This is a genomic window from Lewinellaceae bacterium (assembly GCA_020636105.1).
Taxonomy (GTDB): Bacteria; Bacteroidota; Bacteroidia; order Chitinophagales; family Saprospiraceae; genus BCD1.
This window is the reverse complement of sequence record JACJYL010000001.1, coordinates 4,368,458-4,390,773: the sequence shown is the minus strand read 5'-3', so window position 1 is coordinate 4,390,773 and position 22,316 is coordinate 4,368,458. Positions and strand designations below refer to the sequence as shown.

Genomic DNA, 22,316 nt, shown 5'->3' with positions numbered 1-22,316 from the left:
AATATCAAGCCTCTATTATTCAATTAAATAATTATCATCATGGCAGTTAAAACTTATAATGGAAAATCCGTCGATGTTAACGAAGAAGGATACCTCACTGATCTGAGTCAATGGGATAAAACAGTTGCAGAAAGTATCGCTGCAGAAGAAGGCATAGAAATGACAGACAGGCACTGGGCGGTCATCAATTACCTCCAGGACCAGTACAAAAATGAGGTGGCCCTGTCTATCCGCAGGATCAAACAAAGCGGTGTGGTAGATATCAAGGAGCTTTACGAATTATTTCCAAAGGGCCCTCTGAAACTATCCACCAAAATAGCCGGAATCCCTAAGCCTGCCAGTTGTGTCTAAGTTCAGTTTTGAACCCACGATAAAATGTTAGCAACATTATTATGATCAGGTGTTTTCTAATTAATTAAAAAAAATATTCAAAAGTAATATCATGGAAGCAGGAACAATTTCAAAATCCGTCACTGAAAAAGTAGAAAAGAAACCGAACATCAAAAGAATGTGTTTCATTCTCTCAAAAGCCACCATCGACTCTGCTTATGCTTGTTTCGTTATGGCCAATGGTGCCCGCATGGAAGGTATTGAAGCGGAAATATTTTTCACTTTCTTCGGACTGGAAGCCGTAAACAAGGAAAGAATGAATAAACTACACGTGGCTACCGTCGGGAATCCGGCCATGCATATCCCTACAATGCTCGGTGGACTGCCCGGCATGGAAGCCTTCGCCACTTCAATGATGAAAAAAGAAATGGAAAAGCTTGACCTGCCTGACGTAGCTGAGTTTATTGAAATTCTTTCTGATTCAGGTACTAAACTTTGGGCATGTAAACTGGCTATGGATATGTTCCATTTGGAAAAATCTGACCTGGTGGATGAAATTGATGATGTGTTGACAATCGGAGATTTTTATACCAGAGCCCAGGAAGAAGGTTCTCAGATCGTTTTCATCTAAACAAATAAAATAAGAAAGGTTTCTAACCTTTTCCAATAATCTCAATCACTACTTTTAGATAATTCAGGATTGCCCTGAAAGTTACCTCCATGTTGCGCTACAATTTTTTAGCAACCCACAATGGCGGTAACTTTCGGGGTATTTTTTTCTAATGAATGCTGCTGGACATCCGGTTAAGTAAGTAACTGATCCCGCACCTCCATCAGCGCATATCCCAACAGGTTGAGTCCCTTCCAGTTTTTAGGATCCTCAATCCCCTCATCCCCGCTTTTCATGCCAATCCCCCAGATGTTGTCGTAAGGACTGGCCTCCACGAGGATTTTTCCTTTGGTTGCCATCAGAAAAGCCTTCAAATCCTTATTTTGTTTGAATTTCAGGTAATTCCCGTTGATTACGATATCGCCGCACTTGCCTTTCCAGCTTTCCACCTCAAAACCCAGCACCTCCCGTCCCAGTTTTTTGGCTTCCCCCGGAGACTTGCACCTGAGTATTTTATCCAGGGTTTCCTCATCCTCAAAGAGCCTGGCTTTTTCTGCCATCATCCAGTGTTCAGCGGTAGGGTAAGTAATGTCTTCCCAGGTGAAACCCCGGTCAAACCACTGGCTGAAGCACGATTTGCCAATACTGCCATCTTTTTGTGGCTTATCTCCCCAGAAGAAAATATACTCCGGCCTGAGACCATTTTGAATCTGGTGATCCAGCCATTCGTTACTGTATTTCATAATTAATTTTGTAGGAAACAAAAAGTCATTCGCTAAAAGAACTCTTCCCTGGTATTTTTAGTTCCTTGCTTACCAAACCATCCCCAAATCCGCCAATCCACAAACCCTGATCCTGACAAAAAAAAACATGAGTTCATCCCAAATTTTCAAAAACTGTCTGAACTGGAAATTTTTTGATTATTTGAAATATTTTTTAAATGTAAAACCTGCCTGCTGACGCAGGAAGGCAGGTGTAAAACAAGGAATTTAAAACCTGCCTGCTGACGCAGGAAGGCAGGTGTAAAAGTGAGTGGGCAAAAGGTTTGGGTTTTGGAAAAAGTCATTTTTTGTCGCAAAACACCTAACCCACGACCCAAACACTTCTAAATTTTGCGGTTACTTGTTTTAAACCTTGCCTGCTGCCGTGACGGAAGGCAGGTTTTGCGGTTTATTTCTTTTGTAAAAGAAAAATCCCGAATTTTATCTGATTAGATGAAATTCGGGATGACTCATGTTAACGTTATGATTCAAACAATTTTCTTCAATTTGAGGAAAGACCAACGAGCAAATCCAAAAGGATCATTGAGCACAAAGCTATAGATGAGCTAACCCCATGGAACAACTTTTATGGCAGCAAGCACATGGCCTAGCACCCTTCTTCCTCTACCGGCTTTGCCACCTTCTTCGGAAGAATCGTCACTTTTTTCTTCACCGGTTTAGGGGCATCAGGTGCTGCTTCTCCGGCTTTCTGAAGTTCCGATATTTCCTTTTGAGCTTCAACTAAGATATTGTTATAATCGTAAATGGCTTTATCGCCGGTGGCCATGACCGCATCGGCCATTTGTCCTTTATAACCGCCCTCGAGTACTTTAAAATTGTTGAACCCTAATTTACGCATAACCATCCAGGGGCCATTAGCCGCCAGGTGGTCTGCCCCATAGAGAACATAGGTGATCGATGGATCCTTAAAAAGGTCGAGGTTTTCATCCTCCAGCAATTTGTGGGTCGGAATGTTTAATGCATTTTCGAGGTGGCCGATATTAAAATCGTATTTATTGCGGAGGTCCACAAACTTGACCTTGCCGTCATTTTGGCTGAGAATTTGTTTAGCGGCTTCGGGGCTCACCATATAGTCAGCCTTGAGGATTTGCGTGAGCATTTCTTCATTGCTGATTTTATATCTGAATTTCTGTTTACCGATGGTCAGTAAACCGACGACAATAACGAGAGTAAAAAGGGTTAAGGCTATTGTCAGTCTGCGTATGTTGGAAAGCGATCTGTCTGGCATAACTTTTTGTTTTTGATACAGGTTAATGTTTACGGGGATACTGGTCAGCAGCCCTCTTCCTGGACGGCTTCTTTTACCACTTTTTTGGGAAGAACCTTTACTTTTTTCTTCACTTCAGGATTTTCCGCCGGCGCCTGGTTGTCTGAAAGAATATCAGGAACGATTTCAACGCTTCCCCCGGCAAAATACCTGCGTGCTGCCATTCTAGTGTTGTAAAGATCGAGTTCAGTATCAGATACCTGATCGTCTGGTTTGACCGGTTTCATGATCGTCTCGACCCAGGCTGTCAATCCCCCCTTCATGACAAAAATATTCCTATATTCAGCTCGACGCAGCATGACCCACGCCTGCTCACTGATCTCATCCGTATCCCCGTAAAAGACTTTTTTCATCTCTCCTTTGTTGTAATAATCCTTATTTTCCTTCTCGAACAACTTTTCAAAAGGAATATTAAGGGCTCCTTCGAGGGAAAACTTTTCATAAGCTTCAGGGCTTCTCAGATCAATGATCAATAAAGTAGGATCCTGGTTGATGATCAGTTCGGCCACTTCATCTGTAGTGAGAAACCTTGTATTATCTTCCAGCTCCATCATCAATTTATCTGCGGGCAATTCTTTGGTATTGGATTGCTCCGGCAAAAAAATCAACCCTCCGGAAAGGACAATAGCCACTGCCATTAGGAACAAATACCTTTTTCTGATAAGAAATGGATTTTTCATCGATTCTACTTTTTAAATTTAATATTCTACTTTTTTCACCCTGCGCTTAACCAAAGTACCTACCCCAAAGGCAATCAGCGCCACCATGGTAAACAAAAAGGCAAATAATCCGCTGGAAATGCCCAGTGTTTCATTTATTCTTAGCCTGCCGAGATTGGAACTATAGTAAAAGTCTTCGATGAGCGGGAAGGCTTCTGAAAAAACCATAATCCCAAAAAAAGCACCCACCACAAAAAGCATGGCATCGATTTTACCAATGGCGGCCGCGCAAATACTCGTTCCCGGACAAAAACCTCCGAGGACAAAGCCCAGTCCCATGATGACACCCCCTACCAGGATCGGGTATAAAAAGGTAGGCATGACATACAATTTGCTCATGTCCAGCCATCCCATATAGTTAAAATATAAAAGCCCTACCAGTGCAGTAACTGTAGCGGTAAAAAATACCCGTACCACTGTAAAGTCATACCCGTAAAAGGAGCCCACCAGCTTCCTGGAAGTCGAAAACCCCGAAGCTTCCAGTACCATTCCAAAGAAAAATCCCAACACCACCGCAATGGCGTATGCCCATCCTTCGTCTATAAACCCATTAGGAATTAAAGGTCCCATAATTGATTGTTTTTTTTGATTGTTCAAATTTGTTTGTTCGCCTTCGGGTTATAACCGGTCAAATCCATAGTTTTCGGGCAAAATAGGCAAAAAGGTATGCCGACCCAAATATGGAGATCATCGCCAGAAAACCGGAAGTGGCCAGCACCGCAGAACCACTCAGGGCCGCCCCGCTCGTACAACCCCTCGCAAACTGGGAGCCTATGCCAAAAAGCGCGCCCCCCAGAAAGGCAAATATCAACCGGGTACGGGAAGTAATCTTTGGAGAATGCTCCACCTTCCAGGTCAGTCTCCTCGACAAGGCGCCTGATAAAAAGGCTCCCGCGATTAACCCGATGGCTTCGAAAACGAGCCAGGTGTTCAACGTATTACGGTCTTCCCGGATAAACAAATTATAATAATCCGATTCATTCGCGTGTTGAGGAGATATCTCCTGTACCGTGGCTATAACGGAACTCTTAATGGCTCCCGTTGCGCCCAGTCCGCGACCGGTGATGTAAAAGGTCATCAATAATATTACTCCCAGGAGAATACCCCCAAAATAGGGATTCAAAAAAGGAGCCGGAGTTTTATCTTTTGTACTCATAATTTTACTGGTTACTGGTTACTCGTTTCTGGTTACTCGTTTTTTTAGCTGGTAACCAGAAAAAAGAAACTAGGTTAATATAAATATCTAGTCAATTGTCCCGCATCCACCATAATAAACCTAAAGACCAATCCGCCGATGAGGATCAGGATCGCTGGCAGCGCAACAGGAATTTTATACCCTCTTATCTCCATAATTTCCAACACTCCCGGGAATACCAGTCCGAGGAAAACAACGAAGATCCAGAAGGGAACCGTGTACTCTCCGCCCAGGAACAGCTGAGCAGCCTCCTGCTGCACCTCGGGGCCGGCAAGGAATCCCATGAACAGGTGAACGATGAAAAATAATTCTATCGTAATAAGTAGTAAGTCTATTTTACGGAATGCATCGCGCTCCAGGTGCGTTTTGGCCATCCACATGATGGTAGCCGCACCGGTCGACAACCCCGAAGTCAGGAACAAAGGCCCCAGGATAGCGTTATTCCACAACGGCCTGGCGTTGAAGGCAGAGAGCAATATCCCCGTATAAATACCCAGGATGACCGAAAAGACGATCATGACCCAGGCCAGGGTGACTCTGTACTTTATGACAAGCGCTTCTGCTTTTTTTAAAATATCAAACTTCCAGTCCCATTTTGGAAATAATTCACTTAAAAAACTGGCTGACCACAAAATGGACAACGGTGTGATGGCCATCAATGTCCATGCCCCCCATGACATCGGGGATTCGAACCGTATGGTCGTGTACAGGCGCCAGGAGTACAAAGGATGTTTCAAATCGTAGATCAGGGCCGCCAGTCCAACCACTAAGGCAAAGGGAACGATAAATGTTGCCCACTTAACCGCCGTCGGCATCTCATCCTGTTTTCCGCGAATGGCATAATAAGCCGCGAAAAACAAAATTCCGGCCGAAAGCCCTCCCAGGAACAAGTATAACGAAATCGGCCAGTGCCAAATGTGTAAACTCGGATCTACCCCTGGAATATTTCTACCACTGATGATAAGTTCTTCATTCATGTTGTTTACCTTTTAGATCAAATAAAATACTTTAGGATCCGTACCTGCTTCGGGAGCCAGAACTTTGTGTTTTCTTTTCTTCAACATATGAGAAATCTCACTGTTGGGATCGTCCAAATCACCAAAATACATACAGTTGGTAGGACATACCGAAACACAAGCGGGCTTCAGCCCGTCTCGTACCCTGTGGATACAGAAAGTACATTTATCCACATATCCGTCCGGGTGAGAATAACGGGCATCATAAGGACAAGACTCGATGCATGCTCCACAACCGATACATTCGTCGTGGGTCACCAGTACGACTCCCCCTTCCACGATGTGGCTGGCCCCGGTAGGGCAACAACGCACACAAGGAGCATCGGCACAATGGTTGCATCGTTCTGAGCGAAGTTCAAGCTCCAGCAGCGGATAGGTTCCGTCGACCGTCTCACTGATCCAATCTCTGCAATATCCTATCGGCACATTATTTTCAGTTTGGCAAGCGACAACGCAGTCACTACACCCGACACATTTTTTAGTGTCTATTGCCATCGCGTATCTCATATGTCAGCTGTTTTGTTTGGGTTCTTAATATGAAAGGTGACGAAATTCCCGCGCATCCCGGTACCTCCCATGAGCGGATCGATCATTACATTGGTGATCAACTCACTGTCACTGGCCCCTTTCGCGTAAGCGTTGGTCAGTTTCTTATTATCATGGCCGAAACCGTGGACCATATAAACGCTGTCCCATCGTATTCTCTCGGTCACCCTGATTTTAACAGGAAAAGCAGATCTGACCCCATCCTGATTTTCCAGCCATATTTCCATTCCGGTTTTTAAGCCCCACATCTTCGCTACCTTCGGATTGATCCAAACGTTGTTCTCTTCCATGAGATCATGAAGATTAGGATTGTTCGCCGTCCGGCTGAAAGTGTGCATTGGGGCACGGCCATAGATCAGCCGGTAAAATCCGTTTTCAGGCTCCGGATGTGCCGTATATTTTGGTAAAGGGTCAAAACCTTTATCCTCAAATTTCTGGGAATACAATTCGACCTTTCCGGAAGGGGTTCTAAAATCCCATGGTTGTCCTTCCACATGGTACAAATTCGTCTTACGGGGGAATTTTTTGACCCCGATCTTTTCCATTTCCTCCAAAGAAGACCCGACCTGCTTCAGCTGCCAGTCCAACACCTCTTTGTAGTCTTCAAAATCATAATAAGCCCCCAGGCCCATTTTCTTACCTAATTCTTTGGCAATCCACCATGAAGGTTTGGAATCTCCGACAGGCTCCATCACCGGACTTCTGAGTGCCAGGTAAGGTTCACGGTGAGGAGAGGTACGTAACTCGTCATACCTTTCCAGGTAAGTACATTCCGGCAAAACAACATCTGCATACCCTGTCACCTCCATCGGCATGGTGTCACAAACGACCACAAATTCGAGGGAATCAATAGCCTTCTGGAAAGTTTCTTTCTGTGGCAGGGTCAACGGCAGATTAGTACCGGTAATGAACCAGGCCCTGATCCGGTGTTCCTCGTCCACATTCCCTTCAATAGAAGCATCGACCAAAGCGTTGGAAACAGAAAGACCCGCAAAAGGATATTTTCCATTGAGGAGATCTTTCCAGGCCCATCTTGGTTTTGGATATTCAGGAGAAGGATGCTCGGGCACCTTGATGCTTTCCGGGAAATAAAATCCCCCTCTTCTGCCGTATGAACCAAGCAGGGCATTTAAGATGGCCATCGCCCGGGCTCGCTGAGAATCATCCCCATACCAGGTCACGTGACGGCCCGGGTGGATGATCACCGCTGGAGCAGCATTGGCCATTTCCTTGGCCGTTTTGCGGATGAGCTCTGGCTTTAGCGTGGTAATGCCATAAGCCCATTCGGGAGTCATCTTGCGCACATGGGCTTTCAACTCCTGGAAACCTATAGTATGGTTCTCTACAAAATCCTTATCGTATAATTCTTCGTAAATGATGACGTTGATCCATGCCAGCAATAAGGCCATATCTGTTGCCGGTTTTATCGGTAACCAGTATTTGGATTTGCTGGCGGCCGTAGAATACCGTGGGTCAACCGTAATGATGGTCGCATCCTTGTCTATGGCTTCCGACATCTCCTGTACCTGCCCGTTGTGCATGTTTTCCCCTATATGAGAACCTATGAGTACGAGGCATTTGGTGTCGCGAATGTCCGTAGGTTCAGGAGAACCCATGGGCGCACCAAAAGTAGCCCCGAATCCAACTTCACGGGGACCGCGGCATTGAGCATAAGAAGGAGCGGTTTGGTTTTTGGTTCCGTAGGCACTAAACAGATGGTCGAATTGGTGACCTGATGATCCGTGTTTGAATAAAGCGACCGTTTCCGGTCCGTATTTTTCAGCGATCTTTCCCAGTTTTTCTGCCACGAGATCCAGTGCTTCATCCCAGGAAGCTTCCCGGAACGTGGCCTTACCTCCTTCTTTGGTACGGATAAGCGGTTTGGTCAACCTGTCTTTGTCATAATACATCCCGATACCTCCTGTACCCCGTGGACAAAGCCGCCCGTTACAATGCGGATCGTCCTGATTGCCTATGACTTTGATCAGCTTCCCGTTATTGTCTTTATACCCCCAACCGGCACACATCCAAAAACATACCTCACAATAAGTAGGCACCCTGGTCAAAGTATCCTCCGAGAGGGCACCGAACAAATCGTTCCTGGATCCAAAATCCATTGAACAACCCGCCAGACTGATTGCACCGAGCCCAAGGCCTGAAATTTTAATAAAATCCCGTCTGCTACCCATGCCTTAATTTTTTAAATTGAATAAATTAATTTATGATACTTTATTCATATATTATGACAAAAAAAATATCCTTTTATAACCACGTCAAGAAGAATCCTCCCCCTTAACGTCACAAAATTGGGCATTAATCTTCTCGAAAAATATGACAAAAGTCACCAGGAAGGTGATTTTTGTCAATCGGTTAAAAAAGCAGGCAATGAGGAATAAAAAAGAAGAATATTCCCGTTTTTTTCATGAAAAATTAATTTCCACCCAGCCATTTTAACTAAAACAAGAAAATATAAAAATGAAATTTCAAAGAATAATGATGTTTTATGATTGCTACTTTCAGAATTTAATTCCATAAAGGCCAAAAATTAAACAGTCAAACAAAACATAAAAAGGATGAATTGGTTGACTATTTAAAATGATTTTAAATTGTTAAATCTTGATTTTAAATTGAATTTTGATTCTAAAACGGCAAAAGCGACTCCTTTTGAGAGCCGCTTCTGCGTAAAGTTTAAAGTAGTTTTTGGCTATTGTTTTAGAATGACAAGCCCGTTTTTGTTTGTTTAAAAATTCACCTGAAATCTGTACATTCAAAAGCGAAAATACATCCTAATAATATCTTTCATACTGACCTATATTATCATGAGCCGGTGATTTTGATCATAGTGGCCTAAAAATAAAAATCCCGAATGTTGTCATTTCTGATAACATTCGGGAACCGTCCCTGCATGAAATACCGGGATAAATTGTCTTTTCCTATTATTAACGTTCTCCTGTTCAGAACAACGTTTTAGTCATTTTCAAGCACATTACTCACCGGATAATTCAAACGGATTTCATCGTCGTTGGAATCAAAAAACCGGTATTCCACCATGGTGTAATTATCCTGGGGTACGATTTTGATCAAGTTGCGGTATTTAGCCCACCATTTCATCCGGATACTTGGGAAACCTTTTTTCAGATAGGCCGCCACAAATGGATGAACGTGTAACTGGATTTTTTTGGCATCAGGCCTTGATTGGAGAATAATGGTCATGTCGCGCTCTATATCGTCTTCCAGCAGGATAGAGGCGTTTATTTTGCCCGTGCCGCCACAAGTCGGGCAGTTTTCGGCCGTATTGATGTTTACTTCAGGGCGAACCCGTTGCCGGGTGATCTGCATCAGTCCAAACTTGCTGAGTGGCAAAATCGTGTGCTGTGCCCTGTCTTTTTTCATGAACTGGCGTAAAGCCTTTACCAACTCGCGTTTATGCTCCGGATTACGCATGTCGATAAAATCGATGATGATGATCCCCCCGATATCACGGAGTCTCAACTGGCGGGCAATCTCTTCCGCCGATTCCAGGTTGACATTCAATACCGCCTGTTCCTGGTTGTTGCTCGACAATTTGTGCCCACTGTTGACGTCAATCACGTGCATCGCTTCCGTATGCTCGATCACCAGATATGCCCCGCTTGGCATGGTCGCCGTTTTGCCAAAGGACATTTTTATTTGTTTATTGACGCTAAAAGCATCAAAAATGGGTTTAGGGCCTTTATAATGCTTAACGATTTTAACCTGGTCCGGGGCAATGGCTCCCAGGTAAGTTTTAATATTGTCGTAAAGTTCTTTGTCGTTGACGGTGATCCTGTTGAAGGAATCCGTCAGGATATCTCTGAGAATACTTGACGTCTTATCCAGCTCATTCAACAATTTGGCAGGCGCATTGGCTTTGTGCAACTGTTTAAAAATATGCTCCCATTTGGACATCATCATATTTAGCTCCTCCAGCAGGTCTCCCACTTTTTTACCCTCGGCTGCAGTACGAATAATGACCCCGAAATTTTTAGGTTTGATACTTTCGATGAGTAGCTGCAAACGTTTTCTTTCGGCAGCGCTGGCTATTTTTTTAGAAACGGCAATAACATTCGAGAAAGGAGTCAGTACCAGGTATCTTCCGGGGATCGTAATTTCACAACTCAGACGGGGACCTTTGGTAGAGATAGGTTCTTTAAGTATCTGGACGAAAACATCCTGTTTTTTACTCAGCACCTGGTCAATTTTCCCTGTTTTGACAATTTCAGGTTCAAATTTAAAATTATCCAGTTTGTAATTGGAGATTTTCCCGCTGACGACTTTATCAGTGTAAGAAAGCAAAGATTTCAGTTGAGGGCCGAGATCTGTGTAATGCAAAAAAGCATCTTTCTTATGGCCTATATCCACAAAAGCGGCATTGAGGCCTGGCATTAATCTTTTTATCTTTCCCAGGAAAATATCCCCTACGGAAAAATTATTGTTTGTTTTTTGGTAATGGACCTCAACCAGTTTTGAATTTTCCATTAAGGCAATTTCAACCTCTGATTGGGTCGCATTGATAATCAGTTCCTTTTCCACATGTATTATATTTTTACGGGTACGAGCACAAACTCGTCAAAACGGAACAACCGTTATACCGGCATTTCATACCCCGATAAAACGGCAACTCGCCTAATACCAAAACAACAGCATTGACGCTGAATCGTTTAAATTAGTGGAAATACATTTTCGGTCGGATCATTTTAAGAAAAGAATAAGTACCCTCTCGTACCTGTTGAACTGAAATGATTCGACAATTAAACGTGACAAGAGCTAAATGGAATAACAAATTCCAATTTATAACAAGCTCCTTATTACAAACACAGAATCGCCAGGCCAATTGGGGAAACTATTTCCAGACGTTGATCCTGTATTCTTCGATGTTATGGCTCATTGATTGTTTGGAATGGCGCTGAACATTCCGGTTTTTTGGATTTTTGCTAAACACAGCGGGTTTTATGAGGGTTGGGCCACAAATCAAATCACGTGATATGAGCAGGTTTTAGGCTGTTTTAAGCCTTTCAGCAACCTGCTTTATAAACGGCAAAACGGATTGGAGTAATAAAGTGTCATCAATAATACTTATTCCAATCCGTTTTCAACGTTGTAACAAAAATGAACTTCCTTAACTCTAATGCTGTAATGCAATGACCTATAGGAATTCTGAGAGGATTTATCACACAGTACTCTAATGTGAATTCATGTGCGATAAATCCATGATAACCCGTTATGAATTATTTCTTCTTCTTATGACGGTTCTTACGTAGTCTTTTCTTTCTTTTGTGCGTCGATATCTTATGTCTCTTACGCTTCTTTCCACAAGGCATAGAATATTATTTTTTTATGTTAATTTAATTATTTTCTTCTTCTTTGGGCAATGAATTAACATTTCCCTTTACCTGATCCACAAAAACCTTTGCAGGTTTAAACGAAGGTATATAATGTTCAGGAATAACGATAGCCTCGTTCCTTTTAATATTACGGCCGACTTTTTCAGCTCTTTTTTTAATCACAAAAGAGCCGAATCCCCTCACATAAACGTTCTCGCCACTCGATAGGGTGCCTTTCACTTCTCTGAAAAAGGACTCTAAAGTCACTAGTACGTCTACCTTCGGTACTCCTGTCTTATCTGCAATAATAGCAACCAAATCTGCTTTTCTCATTCTTATTGGTTGGTTTTTAGATAGTTATGAAATTATACCCCATTTCTGCTAAGGCGGGTGCAAATTTCGCAATTTTTTTATTAATTAGAAACAAATAGGCTTTTATTTTTCTATCAATCAGGATTTTATGGAAAAAAAGAGGCGTCTTTCAGCATTTCGAATAGCTGAAGCCCCTTTTTATGCAGTTGGTACACCTGATCTACGGGCAAAATTTTGTTCCATTTATAAAAAATAAAATAGTAATTCATCCCTTCCAGGCTCCAATATTTCTCCAAAGTAAAAAATTGAAGCATATCCTTACTCATGGTACTGCGTATAAGACTTTCATCCTCTCCTCTCAATAAATATTGATCGGAAAATGCCGGGTATGCTTCAAAATCAAGATCCTGCAAACCAAAATGCTGGCCTATCTTATGGAAAAAAATTTCTGGCTGCATGGAAAAATGAGGCAATCCCAGTTTTTTGGAATCCACAAAAAAAACAGTCTGGCTGATCCGCCGTGTCGAATTGCCTGCTCCTACCACAAATTTATAATCAAAGATACGGAGATGAAAATCGAGCATTGAATCCTTCATCGACAACACATTGGTAATCCGTTTGCCGTAACCTCTGCGAAAAAGACGAAAATCCGTCAACAAATGGATCAGCCCCCAATCATCTTTTGCCGCGTAATCCATACGCAGCTGCGGGGCCAACTCTTCAATGTCCGTATTCCTGTATTGACGCATTTGATTATTTTTTTGCCAATAAATATTACCTCGCTCCTCCTAACTTTCTAAGTAAGTGCCTTACAGTATTAAAGAACCAATAAAAATTAGAATTATTAAGAACACTTCTGACTTTTACACCTGCCTTCCTGCGGTCAGCAGCCGGATTGGATATTCTATACCTTGGCTGCTGTCGCAGTAAGGCAGGTTCTGCGGTTCTGCTCGATTTGTTTATTTTTGAACCATCCCTAAACCAACTATTTCCCCGGAATCCTTTGCTCCTTTCTACCCAATCTTCACACCATTATATAAAGGAAACTTTTCCATATAAGCACACACTTCCTTTTCCGTACGAAGGATCAGAGATTCGTCTTTTATGTTTTTCATCAAAGCATCGATCCATTCAACCGTTTTCACGCAATCGGCTTCCATGAAGCCTCTTGTAGTGGCGGCAGCCACGCCAACCCTGATGCCGGAAGTAACCATAGGAGCCTCGGTATCAAATGGAACCATATTCTTATTGACCGTTATCCCCGCCCTGACCAGCGCATTTTCGGCTTCTTTGCCGGTAACGCCTTTGGAACGCAGGTCGATCAGCATCATGTGATTATCGGTTCCTCCTGAGATAATCTTATATCCTTTATCCATAAAGGCTTCAGCCATCACCCTGGCATTTTTTATCACCTGCCGGGCATAGGACTTGAATTCGGGCTGTAAGGCCTCATGAAAAGCAACGGCTTTTGCGGCGATCACATGCTCAAGAGGTCCGCCCTGCATACCGGGGAATACCCCGCTATTTAACACGGCTGACATTTTGATGGGGCTGCCTTTTTGGGTCATGCGTCCCCATGGATTATCAAAATTCTTTCCCATCATAATGATCCCGCCCCTTGGGCCACGAAGTGTCTTGTGCGTGGTTGATGTCACAATATGACAATGTTCCATAGGATCATTCAACAAACCTGCGGCGATCAATCCCGCCGGATGGGCAATATCGGCCAACAACAAAGCCCCTACCTCATCAGCAATGGCTCTGAAACGAACATAATCCCAGTCCCGGGAATACGCCGAGGCTCCGCAAATGATCAATTTAGGCATCACTTCCTTAGCCTTGGCTTCTACCTTATCCATATCGATCACCCCGGTTTCTTTCTCCACACCATAAAAATGGGGTTTGTACACCTTGCCGGAAAAATTCACATGAGAACCATGAGACAAATGCCCCCCATGAGAAAGGTCGAATCCCAAAATGGAATCTCCAGGAGTCAATACCGCCATAAATACCGCAGCATTGGCCTGAGCACCGGAATGAGGCTGAACATTTGCATATTCTGCGCCAAAGAGTTCCATTAAACGATCGATGGCCAATTGCTCGATCTGGTCCACTACCTCACACCCTCCGTAATAACGACGACGAGGATACCCTTCCGCATATTTATTGGTCAGGCAACTACCCATCGCTTCCAGCACGGCCTTACTGGTAAAATTCTCGGAGGCGATCAACTCAATGCCTTCCCTTTGACGATCCAACTCCTTCTGGATGAGATCAAAAATTACTTTATCGTGTTGCATCAGAAAAAATTTTTGCAAAAGTAATCCTAAAAAGGATAAAGTTTAAAGACTAAAGGCTAAAGTTTGACAAGTCGCCGGTCTTTTTATGTTTTATGGATCGCCCAAAAAATAAAAAATGAAAGGCAATGGAATTTTCATTCGGTTGAAAAAGGATTGCTGAAACAAAAACCGATGAAAAAAAATAAAGCTAATTGGATAAAATTAAATACCGGCCCCTAGCGAAAAAACAGGTAAAACAAACATTCTAATTAAGAATTTTAAAAAGCAATTTACCGTATTCGAAAAAATTAAATTTAAACAACAAACAAACAAATCGCAAAATAATTTAAGAATATAATTTCAAACAGATAAAAAACACCCCTGCCTTTCGAAATAAAAAATAAGATTATAATCATCTGATTGTTATGATATAAATCATCGTTTTAGCTTAAAAATCAGGTTAAATTAGATGCCGAAATCAAAGCAGGATGTTGCCTGTTTTTAATTCACCGGAATTTTTATTTATGGAAATTTCCGATCCTAACCAATTCTGTCTTTTTACCGCTCATTCCGGTTTTCTTTCCGGAATCCAGGACCGGCATTTCTGTACGGTTAAATTTTCTGATAAAACAATTTTTTAACGCGCTGCAAAGGCAGGCGGGTTGCTTTGTCTTTGCCACAAAGTATCATAACAAGACATGAAAGGTTTAAAAGTAAAAAACAGATGGATGGTCGTGGTTGGAGCCGTAATGATCCAACTCGCATTGGGAGCAATTTACGCCTGGTCTGTATTTACAAAAATTCTTACTGATCCCGAAGGTATTTATCAATTTTCAGCCACCCAGACCGCATGGGTATTCTCGGCAGGTCTGGCCACCTTTGCGGTGGTAATGGTCATGGCAGGCAAATGGCAGGCAAAAGTGGGCCCCACCCTGGTCGCCTTTTTAGGTGGAATCACGCTGGGATTGGGATATGTGCTGGGCGGTTTATTTGGCGGAAGCTTTGCAGGACAATTAATTTTCATCGGAATTGTGGGTGGAGCCGGTATCGGGCTGGCGTATGTGGTGCCCATAGCGGTGGGCGTAAAATGGTTTCCCGACAGGAAGGGCATGATCACCGGACTTGCTGTGGCCGGATTCGGTTTCGGCGCCACCATTTGGGTAAAACTCGCAGGCTCATGGTTTGGTGGCTTACTCAATACTTCCCATGTTTTGGGTTTGCCTAATGTTCAAAGTGTCTTTTTTATCTACGGCATCGTCTTTGCCGCTCTCGTCGTCCTGGGAAGCCTGGTAATGGTCAATCCCCCGGAAGGTTACGTGCCTGAGGGATGGACTCCGCCGGCAGTAGAAACCACCAAAGCTACCGGAGGTACCGAGTTTCAGTCCCGGGCCATGCTGAGAACGCCACAGTTTTACATGCTTTGGAGTGTATTCATGTTTTCAGCTCTGGCCGGACTCATGGTCATTTACAGCATCAAATTATTCGGCATCGACGCCCTAGAGTTCAACGGCATCCAGGGGGCTGGCGTCATCACCGGTACCGCCATGGCCTGGTATGCCATATTTAATGGCCTGGGCCGCATTGCCTGGGGCGCTTTTTCAGATAAAATCGGAAGAAAAGCGGCCATCATCACCATGACCCTTTTGCAGGGGTTGGTAATGCTGGCTATTTACCATGGATTTATTCACTTCGGACTGGCTACAGGGTTCATTCTGGCCTCTTCCCTCGTAGGGTTTAACTTTGGAGGAAACTTTGCCCTCTTTCCTGCTGTCACCGCCGACTTTTTCGGCAATAAAAGTGTGGGCAATAATTACGGATTCGTATTCATGGCCTATGGGGTGGCCGGTATCCTGGGACCTCAACTGGCAGGCTTTTTTAAAGATGCTGCACAGGATGCCTTTCAGCCTTCAGTGTGGATGACGCCCTTTATCATTGCCGGTGTTTCCTGCGTGGTAGCCGCTATCATCATGGCTTTCACCAAAGCACCGAAAACCAAAGTAAAGGTGTCCGAAACCAACATCATCCAGGCAGCTCCAAAAGCAGCTCCAATAATCGGGAACAAAAAGCCGGAGCAGAAACTGGAGCATGCTTTGTAAAGAAGACCGGCATGATTGACAAGCAATCCAGAAGTGTCGCTTTTTATTGACAAACAAATAAAATCAATAGTTTTTGTTTTGCATCCGGTGGTGTCGAAAGGTTAACTTTCGGCACCATTTTTTTTCCTTACCCTGCACTAATCTCTACCAGGTTAATTTCATTGGATTTTTTTAACGCGGACAAGTAATGGTTTGTGCCCTTCATCATTTAAAAAAACCTAAAAGCCATTTTTTCTAAAAAAATGATCCGTGAATACTTCATTATTTAGATATTTGTACTTTATACAATAAGTAGGACAAAACTGGTCTGAATGGACCTTTGAAATAAAGATATTTTCATGAAAGTAAGCCTGAGCATTCACTACAATACCATCCCCGGACAACAGCTTTACCTATCGGGGTCATCCAAATCCCTGGGAAAATGGGATCTTTCCAAAGCCGTCAAAATGGATTATGGGTTCGGCGGACAATGGTCGGTATCCATGGACATCACTGAAAAAACCGACCGGCTGGAATACAAATATGTGATGATGGACGATTATGGCCATGCCGTTTGGGAATGGGGTGATAACAGGATCATCCAGTTTTCGGGTAAAAATCCGGCAGTAGTCTATGCTGTTGAAACATGGAGGAGTCCTTCCAAAGAAGAAAAAGCCCTTTATACTTCAGCGTTCACCCGCGTCATCATGCGCCCGGAAGGCATCATCAAACCTCTCCCGGCCAATGCTAAAAAAAGCCTGGAGTTCCGCATCCATGTCCCACGCATAGAAACAGGATTCCAGGTTTGTGTATTGGGTAACCATGCCAAGCTGGGCAACTGGGACAAGACAGCCCCCCTGTTGCTGGATTGTGGGGATCACTTTCCTTTGTGGAAAGGCAGCATCAATGCCTCGGCACTGAAATTCCCTCTTGAATACAAATACGGCCTTTATGACCTGGCAAAAAAGGAAGTCGTAAAAATCGAAGGTGGCCCCAACCGGTTCCTTGCGGCTCCTCCATTGCAGGAAAACGATTATTTATACATCCGATCCGATGAAGGCTTCAGGCATATGAGCAATCATTGGAGAGGAGCCGGTGTCGCCGTGCCTGTATTTTCGCTAAAAACCAATCAAAGCTTTGGTGTTGGTGAGTTCCGCGACCTGAAAGATTTCATCGACTGGGCCAGGCAGGCAGGTATGAAAATGGTTCAAATACTACCCATAAATGAAACCATCGCTTCCCACAACTGGCTCGATTCTTATCCATACAAATCGATTTCGGTGATGGCGCTACACCCAATGTACCTCAATCTTGAGGGCATGGGCATCCTGAAAGATAAAAAACAGCGAGAAACCTTTAGAAAGCTTCGGGAAACACTCAATGGCGAACCTTATGTCAATTATCCTGAGGTCATGGCTTGGAAGTCCAAATACTACAAACTGCTGTTTGACCAGGAAAAAGATACTTTTTTTGAACAGGAGGATTACAAAAAATTCTTTGACACCAATAAGGAATGGCTTGTCCCTTATGCAGCCTTTGTTTACCTGAGGGATAAAATGAAAAGTCCCGATTTCAGGCAATGGGGGAAATACAGCACCTACGACAAGAGTGCTGTCGCAAAATTATGCAGCCCTTCCTCCAAAACATGGGACGATATTGCCATTCACTATTTCATTCAATATCATCTTGATAAGCAAATGCATGAAGTGGCTGCCTATGCCCGGGAGATCGGGGTCGTATTGAAGGGAGACATTCCTATTGGTATCAGTCCCAACAGCGTGGAAGCCTGGACGGAACCGCATCTCTTCAATCTCAATGCCCAGGCAGGCGCCCCGCCGGATGATTTTGCCGTAAAGGGCCAAAACTGGGGATTCCCCACCTACAACTGGCAGGAAATGGCCAAAGAAGATTATACCTGGTGGAAAAACCGGCTGCAAAAAATGGCGGATTATTTTGATGCCTACCGCATTGATCATATTCTCGGTTTTTTCAGAATCTGGGAAATACCCCTTCACGCCGTAGAGGGCACCCTGGGGTATTTCAATCCGGCCCTGCCTATGAAAGCAAAGGAAATCGAAGAACGAGGCGTGCGCTTCGACTATGAACGCATGGTAAAACCCTACATCCGCCACCATCTCCTGCATGGTATTTTCGGAGCGGAAACGGAAACCGTCATTGCAACATTCCTTGATAACTCCGGGTACGGTATGTACAGGATGAAAGAAAAGTATGATACCCAGATGAAAGTGAACCAGCATTTCCTCAAAGATATTGAAGAGGAAGCCCTGAGCGAAAAAAACCGCAGGATCAGGGATGGTTTGTTCGAGCTCATCGGTAATGTGCTGTTTATCCAAACGGGAGAGGACGAATGGCATCCAAGGATCAGCCTGCAAAACACGACTTCTTTTGCAGCACTGGACGACCATACCCGACAACAACTCGACCGGTTATACCTGCATTATTTCTACAAACGCCACGATGAATTCTGGAAGCAAAAAGGGTTGGAAAAATTACCTGCCATCATTTCTGCCAGCAATATGCTCGTTTGCGGAGAAGACCTGGGTATGGTGCCGGATTCTGTGCCGCCGGTAATGGATCAACTGGGCATTTTGAGTCTGGAGATCCAGCGTATGTCCAAAAATCCTAAAGTTAAATTTGCCCATCCGGCTGATGCCCCCTACTTGTCGGTCTGCACAACCTCCACGCATGACATGCCTACCATCAGAGGGTGGTGGGAGGAAAATCGCGCCTCCATACAGGAATTTTTCAATGACGAACTGGGCAATTTCGGCACCGCTCCTTTCTTTGCTGAGCCGTGGATTTGTGAGCAGATCATCGTTCAGCATTTATACTCTCCTGCCATGTGGACCACCTTCCCCATCCAGGATCTTTTGGCCATGGACGGAGATTTCCGGTGGAACGAAACACACCTGGAGCAAATCAACGACCCCAGTAATGTCAGGCATAAATGGCGGTTCAGAATGTTTCAACCCGTCGAGGAGCTCAAAGAAGCAAAGGCTTTTAATGCCTTGCTGAAAAGGCTGGTGAAGCGGTCGGGAAGGTGATACGAAAAGACGGTGGATGGTGGACGGGCTTGTCGTCTGTTTTTGACTCGAAAAGTTGTAGGATACTTCATTCAATTACAACCTGCTCGCCCAGATACTTTGGTTTTTTGGCAAAAACCAGGTCCAGCATCATTTAAACCGCCATGGATCCGGGCCGGAGCCTTTCGAAAACCGGTACCAGCGGGGTTTCCCAAAAGAAGTCAAGGTAATACCCGCGCCAAGTTGTACGACGCCGGACCACAACAAGGTCTTTTTACTCTGTTTGTCCGAAACAATCAGGGTATTCGCGGAAGTCATCAATCCAGTAAAAATCAGCGCAGTTCCAAAACCCCAAATCATTATTTTCCCTTTTGAGGATTTAGTGGATTTATAATGTTGCATGGCAGATATATCCTTGACTGCAAATTTAAATTGTGTAGGATACGGAAGGGTGCGGAAATTATTCCACTGCAATTTTAAATCTTTATCAAAGTGGCTATGATATTCGACCAGGTTTACCCGGATACTGTCATCAGACGCTTCGGCAACTGAACCGAAAAATTCATAATACCCTGTGCCTTCATCGGTGCGAAGGCTGTCTTCCAGCTTAAACCTGAATTTATCATTGAAGTCAAATTCCTTAACCTTTTTTCCATTCGTGATCTGTAGCTCCTGGGCATGGCAAGCCAACCCGATACCAAACATGAGTACAAGCGTGAATAATCGTTTCATTTTGTTTTAATATTTTGAAGTGTATTAGTTTTCATCTATTCAACTACGTCCGGTTTCTTTGCCATCCTAATCGATTGGCCTTATTTTTTAAAATCAAGAAACCAGAACCTGGTCACGGCGTTGTCACCCCCAAATTTGACAGGTGTGCCCCACATATTAGGCGCTTTGATTACTCGTCAAATTTGACCCCGCAAGCGGGGTAGGTGGTTCGCTGATTTATAAGGTTTTTTTAGCTCATTCCTCCCTCAACTCCCGGCGCAGGATTTTCCCGACATTGGTCTTGGGCAGATCTTTTCTGAATTCTACTTTTTTCGGCACTTTATAGGCCGTCAGATTTTGGCGGCAGTAATCGATGAGTTCCTTTTCGGTCAAAGATTTTTCTTTTTTGACCACAAATATTTTCACAACCTCTCCGGACTTATCATCCGGCACTCCGATCGCAGCTACTTCGAGTACTTTGGGGTGAGCGGCCACCACTTCCTCAATTTCATTGGGGAACACATTAAATCCGGAAACGAGGATCATATCCTTTTTGCGGTCCACGATCTTAAAATAACCTTCTTCCGTCATCAGTCCAATATCTCCGGTACATAACCACCCGTCGATGATCGTGCTTGCCGTATCTTCAGGACGATTGTAATAACCTTTCATCACCTGGGGCCCCTTGATCTGGAGTTCCCCTACTTTACCTGTCTCGAGCGGATTACGCTCATCATCCACAATACGCAATTGTGTAGAAGATATTGGCAACCCGATCGTGCCCACATGAGCCGTTTTGTCCAGCGGGTTGATGGTCGCCACGGGGGCACTTTCTGTCATTCCATACCCTTCAGAAAGCGTACAACCGGTCACTTGCTGCCATTTCTCGGCCACAGGACGCTGAACAGCCATCCCGCCACCTACCGTGACTTTTAGGGTGCTAAAATCTATTTCTGTGAAATTTTTATGATGGACCAGGGCATTAAAAAGCGTATTCACTCCGGTAAGTAAGGTAACCGGATGGGATTTCCATGTTTTGATCACTGAAGGCAAATCCCGTGCATTGGTCACCAGAATAGTTTTTGTGCCAATGCTCAACAGCGCAAGGCAATTGACGGTAAAAGCAAAAATATGATACAAGGGGAGCGGGCATAAAGCGATCTCCTCGCCATCCACCAGGTAGGGCATCATCCACGCACGCACCTGCAACATATTGGCCACCATATTCCGATTAGTGAGCATGGCGCCTTTTGAAACGCCTGTCGTTCCTCCTGTATACTGCAAAAGGATGACATCGTCCTGCCCTCCATCATAAGCCGGCAAAGTAAATTTTTTACCCTGTTTTATGGCCTCCATAAAACTGACCGTATTTGCTATATTATAAGAAGGCACCATTTTTTTGATCGAGCGCACCGCAAAATTCACCAGTGCCCCCTTAATGGTTCCCAACATCTCTCCAATGCTGGTCACGATCACCGTTTTGATGTTGGTATCTGCCAATATCTGCTCCAGATTAAAAGCGAAATTTTCAGCTATAACGATGGCTTTGGCCCCTGAATCCGTAAACTGGTGTTTCATTTCGCGGGGTGTATAGAGCGGATTGGTATTCACGATGACCAACCCTGCCCGCAAAGCCCCGAATAAGGCGATGGGATACTGGAGTAAATTTGGCATCATGAGGGCTATTTTATCGCCGGGCTCAAGGCCTCTGGATAAAAGATAGGCCCCAAAATCGCGGGACATCTTATCAACCTGATCAAAAGTGATCCCTTTGTCCATACAGATAAAAGCCACTTTTTTTCTGTACTTATTAAAGGTGGCTTCCATCATTTCCACCACGGAACAATAAGCATCCGAATCGATATTAGCCGGAACACCTCCGGGGTAATTTTTAAGCCAGGGACGTTGTTCTGTCATAATTTTTGGTATTGTAATTTAGCAATTTGTTTGGCAATCAGCTTTAAGTGCATAAGCTACTCCAATACTGATAACAGGCATAAGGTATAAAAATACAAATTTTCAAACGAATTTATACGACACAGGCAAAAAAGAGATCGTATTGTTAATATTCGTTTTACAAAACTATTT

The 22,316-nt window shown here is 44.0% G+C and carries 18 protein-coding genes; 4 read left to right on the top strand and 14 right to left on the bottom strand.

What is annotated here, in order from left to right; genetic code table 11:
- Positions 1–39: 39 nt before the first annotated feature.
- Positions 40–351, top strand: coding sequence for a TusE/DsrC/DsvC family sulfur relay protein (locus tag H6571_16425; protein MCB9325326.1), 312 nt, complete (start codon positions 40–42; stop codon positions 349–351).
- A gap of 91 nt (positions 352–442) precedes the next feature.
- On the top strand, positions 443–961 hold the full coding sequence (locus tag H6571_16420; GenBank protein MCB9325325.1) for a DsrE/DsrF/DrsH-like family protein: 519 nt from the start codon (positions 443–445) through the stop codon (positions 959–961).
- A gap of 173 nt (positions 962–1,134) precedes the next feature.
- On the opposite strand, the gene H6571_16415 is transcribed toward H6571_16420, so the two are convergent.
- The 12 genes from H6571_16415 to H6571_16360 form a co-directional block, all read right to left on the bottom strand.
- The gene (locus H6571_16415) at positions 1,135–1,683 is read right to left on the bottom strand and encodes an NADAR family protein (GenBank protein MCB9325324.1); all 549 of its coding nucleotides are present in this window, start codon (positions 1,681–1,683) and stop codon (positions 1,135–1,137) included.
- Positions 1,684–2,308: 625 nt separating this feature from the next.
- On the bottom strand, positions 2,309–2,950 hold the full coding sequence (locus tag H6571_16410) for a rhodanese-like domain-containing protein (GenBank protein ID MCB9325323.1): 642 nt from the start codon (positions 2,948–2,950) through the stop codon (positions 2,309–2,311).
- 44 nt (positions 2,951–2,994) lie between these two features.
- On the bottom strand, positions 2,995–3,669 hold the full coding sequence (locus tag H6571_16405; GenBank protein MCB9325322.1) for a rhodanese-like domain-containing protein: 675 nt from the start codon (positions 3,667–3,669) through the stop codon (positions 2,995–2,997).
- A gap of 18 nt (positions 3,670–3,687) precedes the next feature.
- The gene (locus H6571_16400) at positions 3,688–4,278 is read right to left on the bottom strand and encodes a YeeE/YedE family protein (protein MCB9325321.1); all 591 of its coding nucleotides are present in this window, start codon (positions 4,276–4,278) and stop codon (positions 3,688–3,690) included.
- Between the two features lie 58 nt (positions 4,279–4,336).
- Positions 4,337–4,864 carry a YeeE/YedE family protein gene (locus H6571_16395; GenBank protein MCB9325320.1) on the bottom strand — a complete coding sequence of 176 codons (528 nt, stop codon included), beginning with the start codon at positions 4,862–4,864 and terminating at the stop codon, positions 4,337–4,339.
- Positions 4,865–4,938: 74 nt separating this feature from the next.
- Complete coding sequence (nrfD, locus tag H6571_16390; protein MCB9325319.1) at positions 4,939–5,880, bottom strand: polysulfide reductase NrfD; 942 nt, start codon at positions 5,878–5,880, stop codon at positions 4,939–4,941.
- Positions 5,881–5,892: 12 nt separating this feature from the next.
- Positions 5,893–6,426, bottom strand: a complete 534-nt coding sequence (locus H6571_16385; protein ID MCB9325318.1) for a 4Fe-4S dicluster domain-containing protein — start codon at positions 6,424–6,426, stop codon at positions 5,893–5,895.
- Entirely contained in the window at positions 6,423–8,654 is a 2,232-nt protein-coding gene (locus H6571_16380; GenBank protein MCB9325317.1) for a molybdopterin-dependent oxidoreductase, read from the bottom strand. Before H6571_16380 ends, H6571_16385 begins: the two co-directional genes overlap by 4 nt.
- Before the next feature lie 778 nt (positions 8,655–9,432).
- Complete coding sequence (locus H6571_16375; GenBank protein MCB9325316.1) at positions 9,433–11,016, bottom strand: Rne/Rng family ribonuclease; 1,584 nt, start codon at positions 11,014–11,016, stop codon at positions 9,433–9,435.
- A gap of 812 nt (positions 11,017–11,828) precedes the next feature.
- The gene (locus tag H6571_16370; protein ID MCB9325315.1) at positions 11,829–12,140 is read right to left on the bottom strand and encodes an integration host factor subunit beta; all 312 of its coding nucleotides are present in this window, start codon (positions 12,138–12,140) and stop codon (positions 11,829–11,831) included.
- Positions 12,141–12,265: 125 nt separating this feature from the next.
- Positions 12,266–12,868 (bottom strand): hypothetical protein, encoded by a 603-nt coding sequence (locus H6571_16365; protein MCB9325314.1) that lies wholly within the window; start codon positions 12,866–12,868, stop codon positions 12,266–12,268.
- A 264-nt stretch (positions 12,869–13,132) separates the two neighbouring features.
- On the bottom strand, positions 13,133–14,419 hold the full coding sequence (locus H6571_16360; protein MCB9325313.1) for a serine hydroxymethyltransferase: 1,287 nt from the start codon (positions 14,417–14,419) through the stop codon (positions 13,133–13,135).
- 677 nt (positions 14,420–15,096) lie between these two features.
- Here H6571_16360 and H6571_16355 point away from each other — a divergent pair.
- Positions 15,097–16,494: an OFA family MFS transporter gene (locus H6571_16355; GenBank protein MCB9325312.1), complete on the top strand. Its 1,398-nt coding sequence runs from the start codon at positions 15,097–15,099 to the stop codon at positions 16,492–16,494.
- Positions 16,495–16,832: 338 nt separating this feature from the next.
- Entirely contained in the window at positions 16,833–19,538 is a 2,706-nt protein-coding gene (locus tag H6571_16350) for a 4-alpha-glucanotransferase (GenBank protein MCB9325311.1), read from the top strand.
- A 129-nt stretch (positions 19,539–19,667) separates the two neighbouring features.
- Here the strand turns inward: H6571_16350 and H6571_16345 are convergent, their stop codons facing one another.
- Together H6571_16345 and H6571_16340 are read right to left on the bottom strand one after the other, a co-directional pair.
- Positions 19,668–20,249, bottom strand: a complete 582-nt coding sequence (locus H6571_16345) for a hypothetical protein (GenBank protein ID MCB9325310.1) — start codon at positions 20,247–20,249, stop codon at positions 19,668–19,670.
- A 234-nt stretch (positions 20,250–20,483) separates the two neighbouring features.
- On the bottom strand, positions 20,484–22,145 hold the full coding sequence (locus H6571_16340; GenBank protein ID MCB9325309.1) for an AMP-binding protein: 1,662 nt from the start codon (positions 22,143–22,145) through the stop codon (positions 20,484–20,486).
- Between the last annotated feature and the right edge of the window lie 171 nt (positions 22,146–22,316).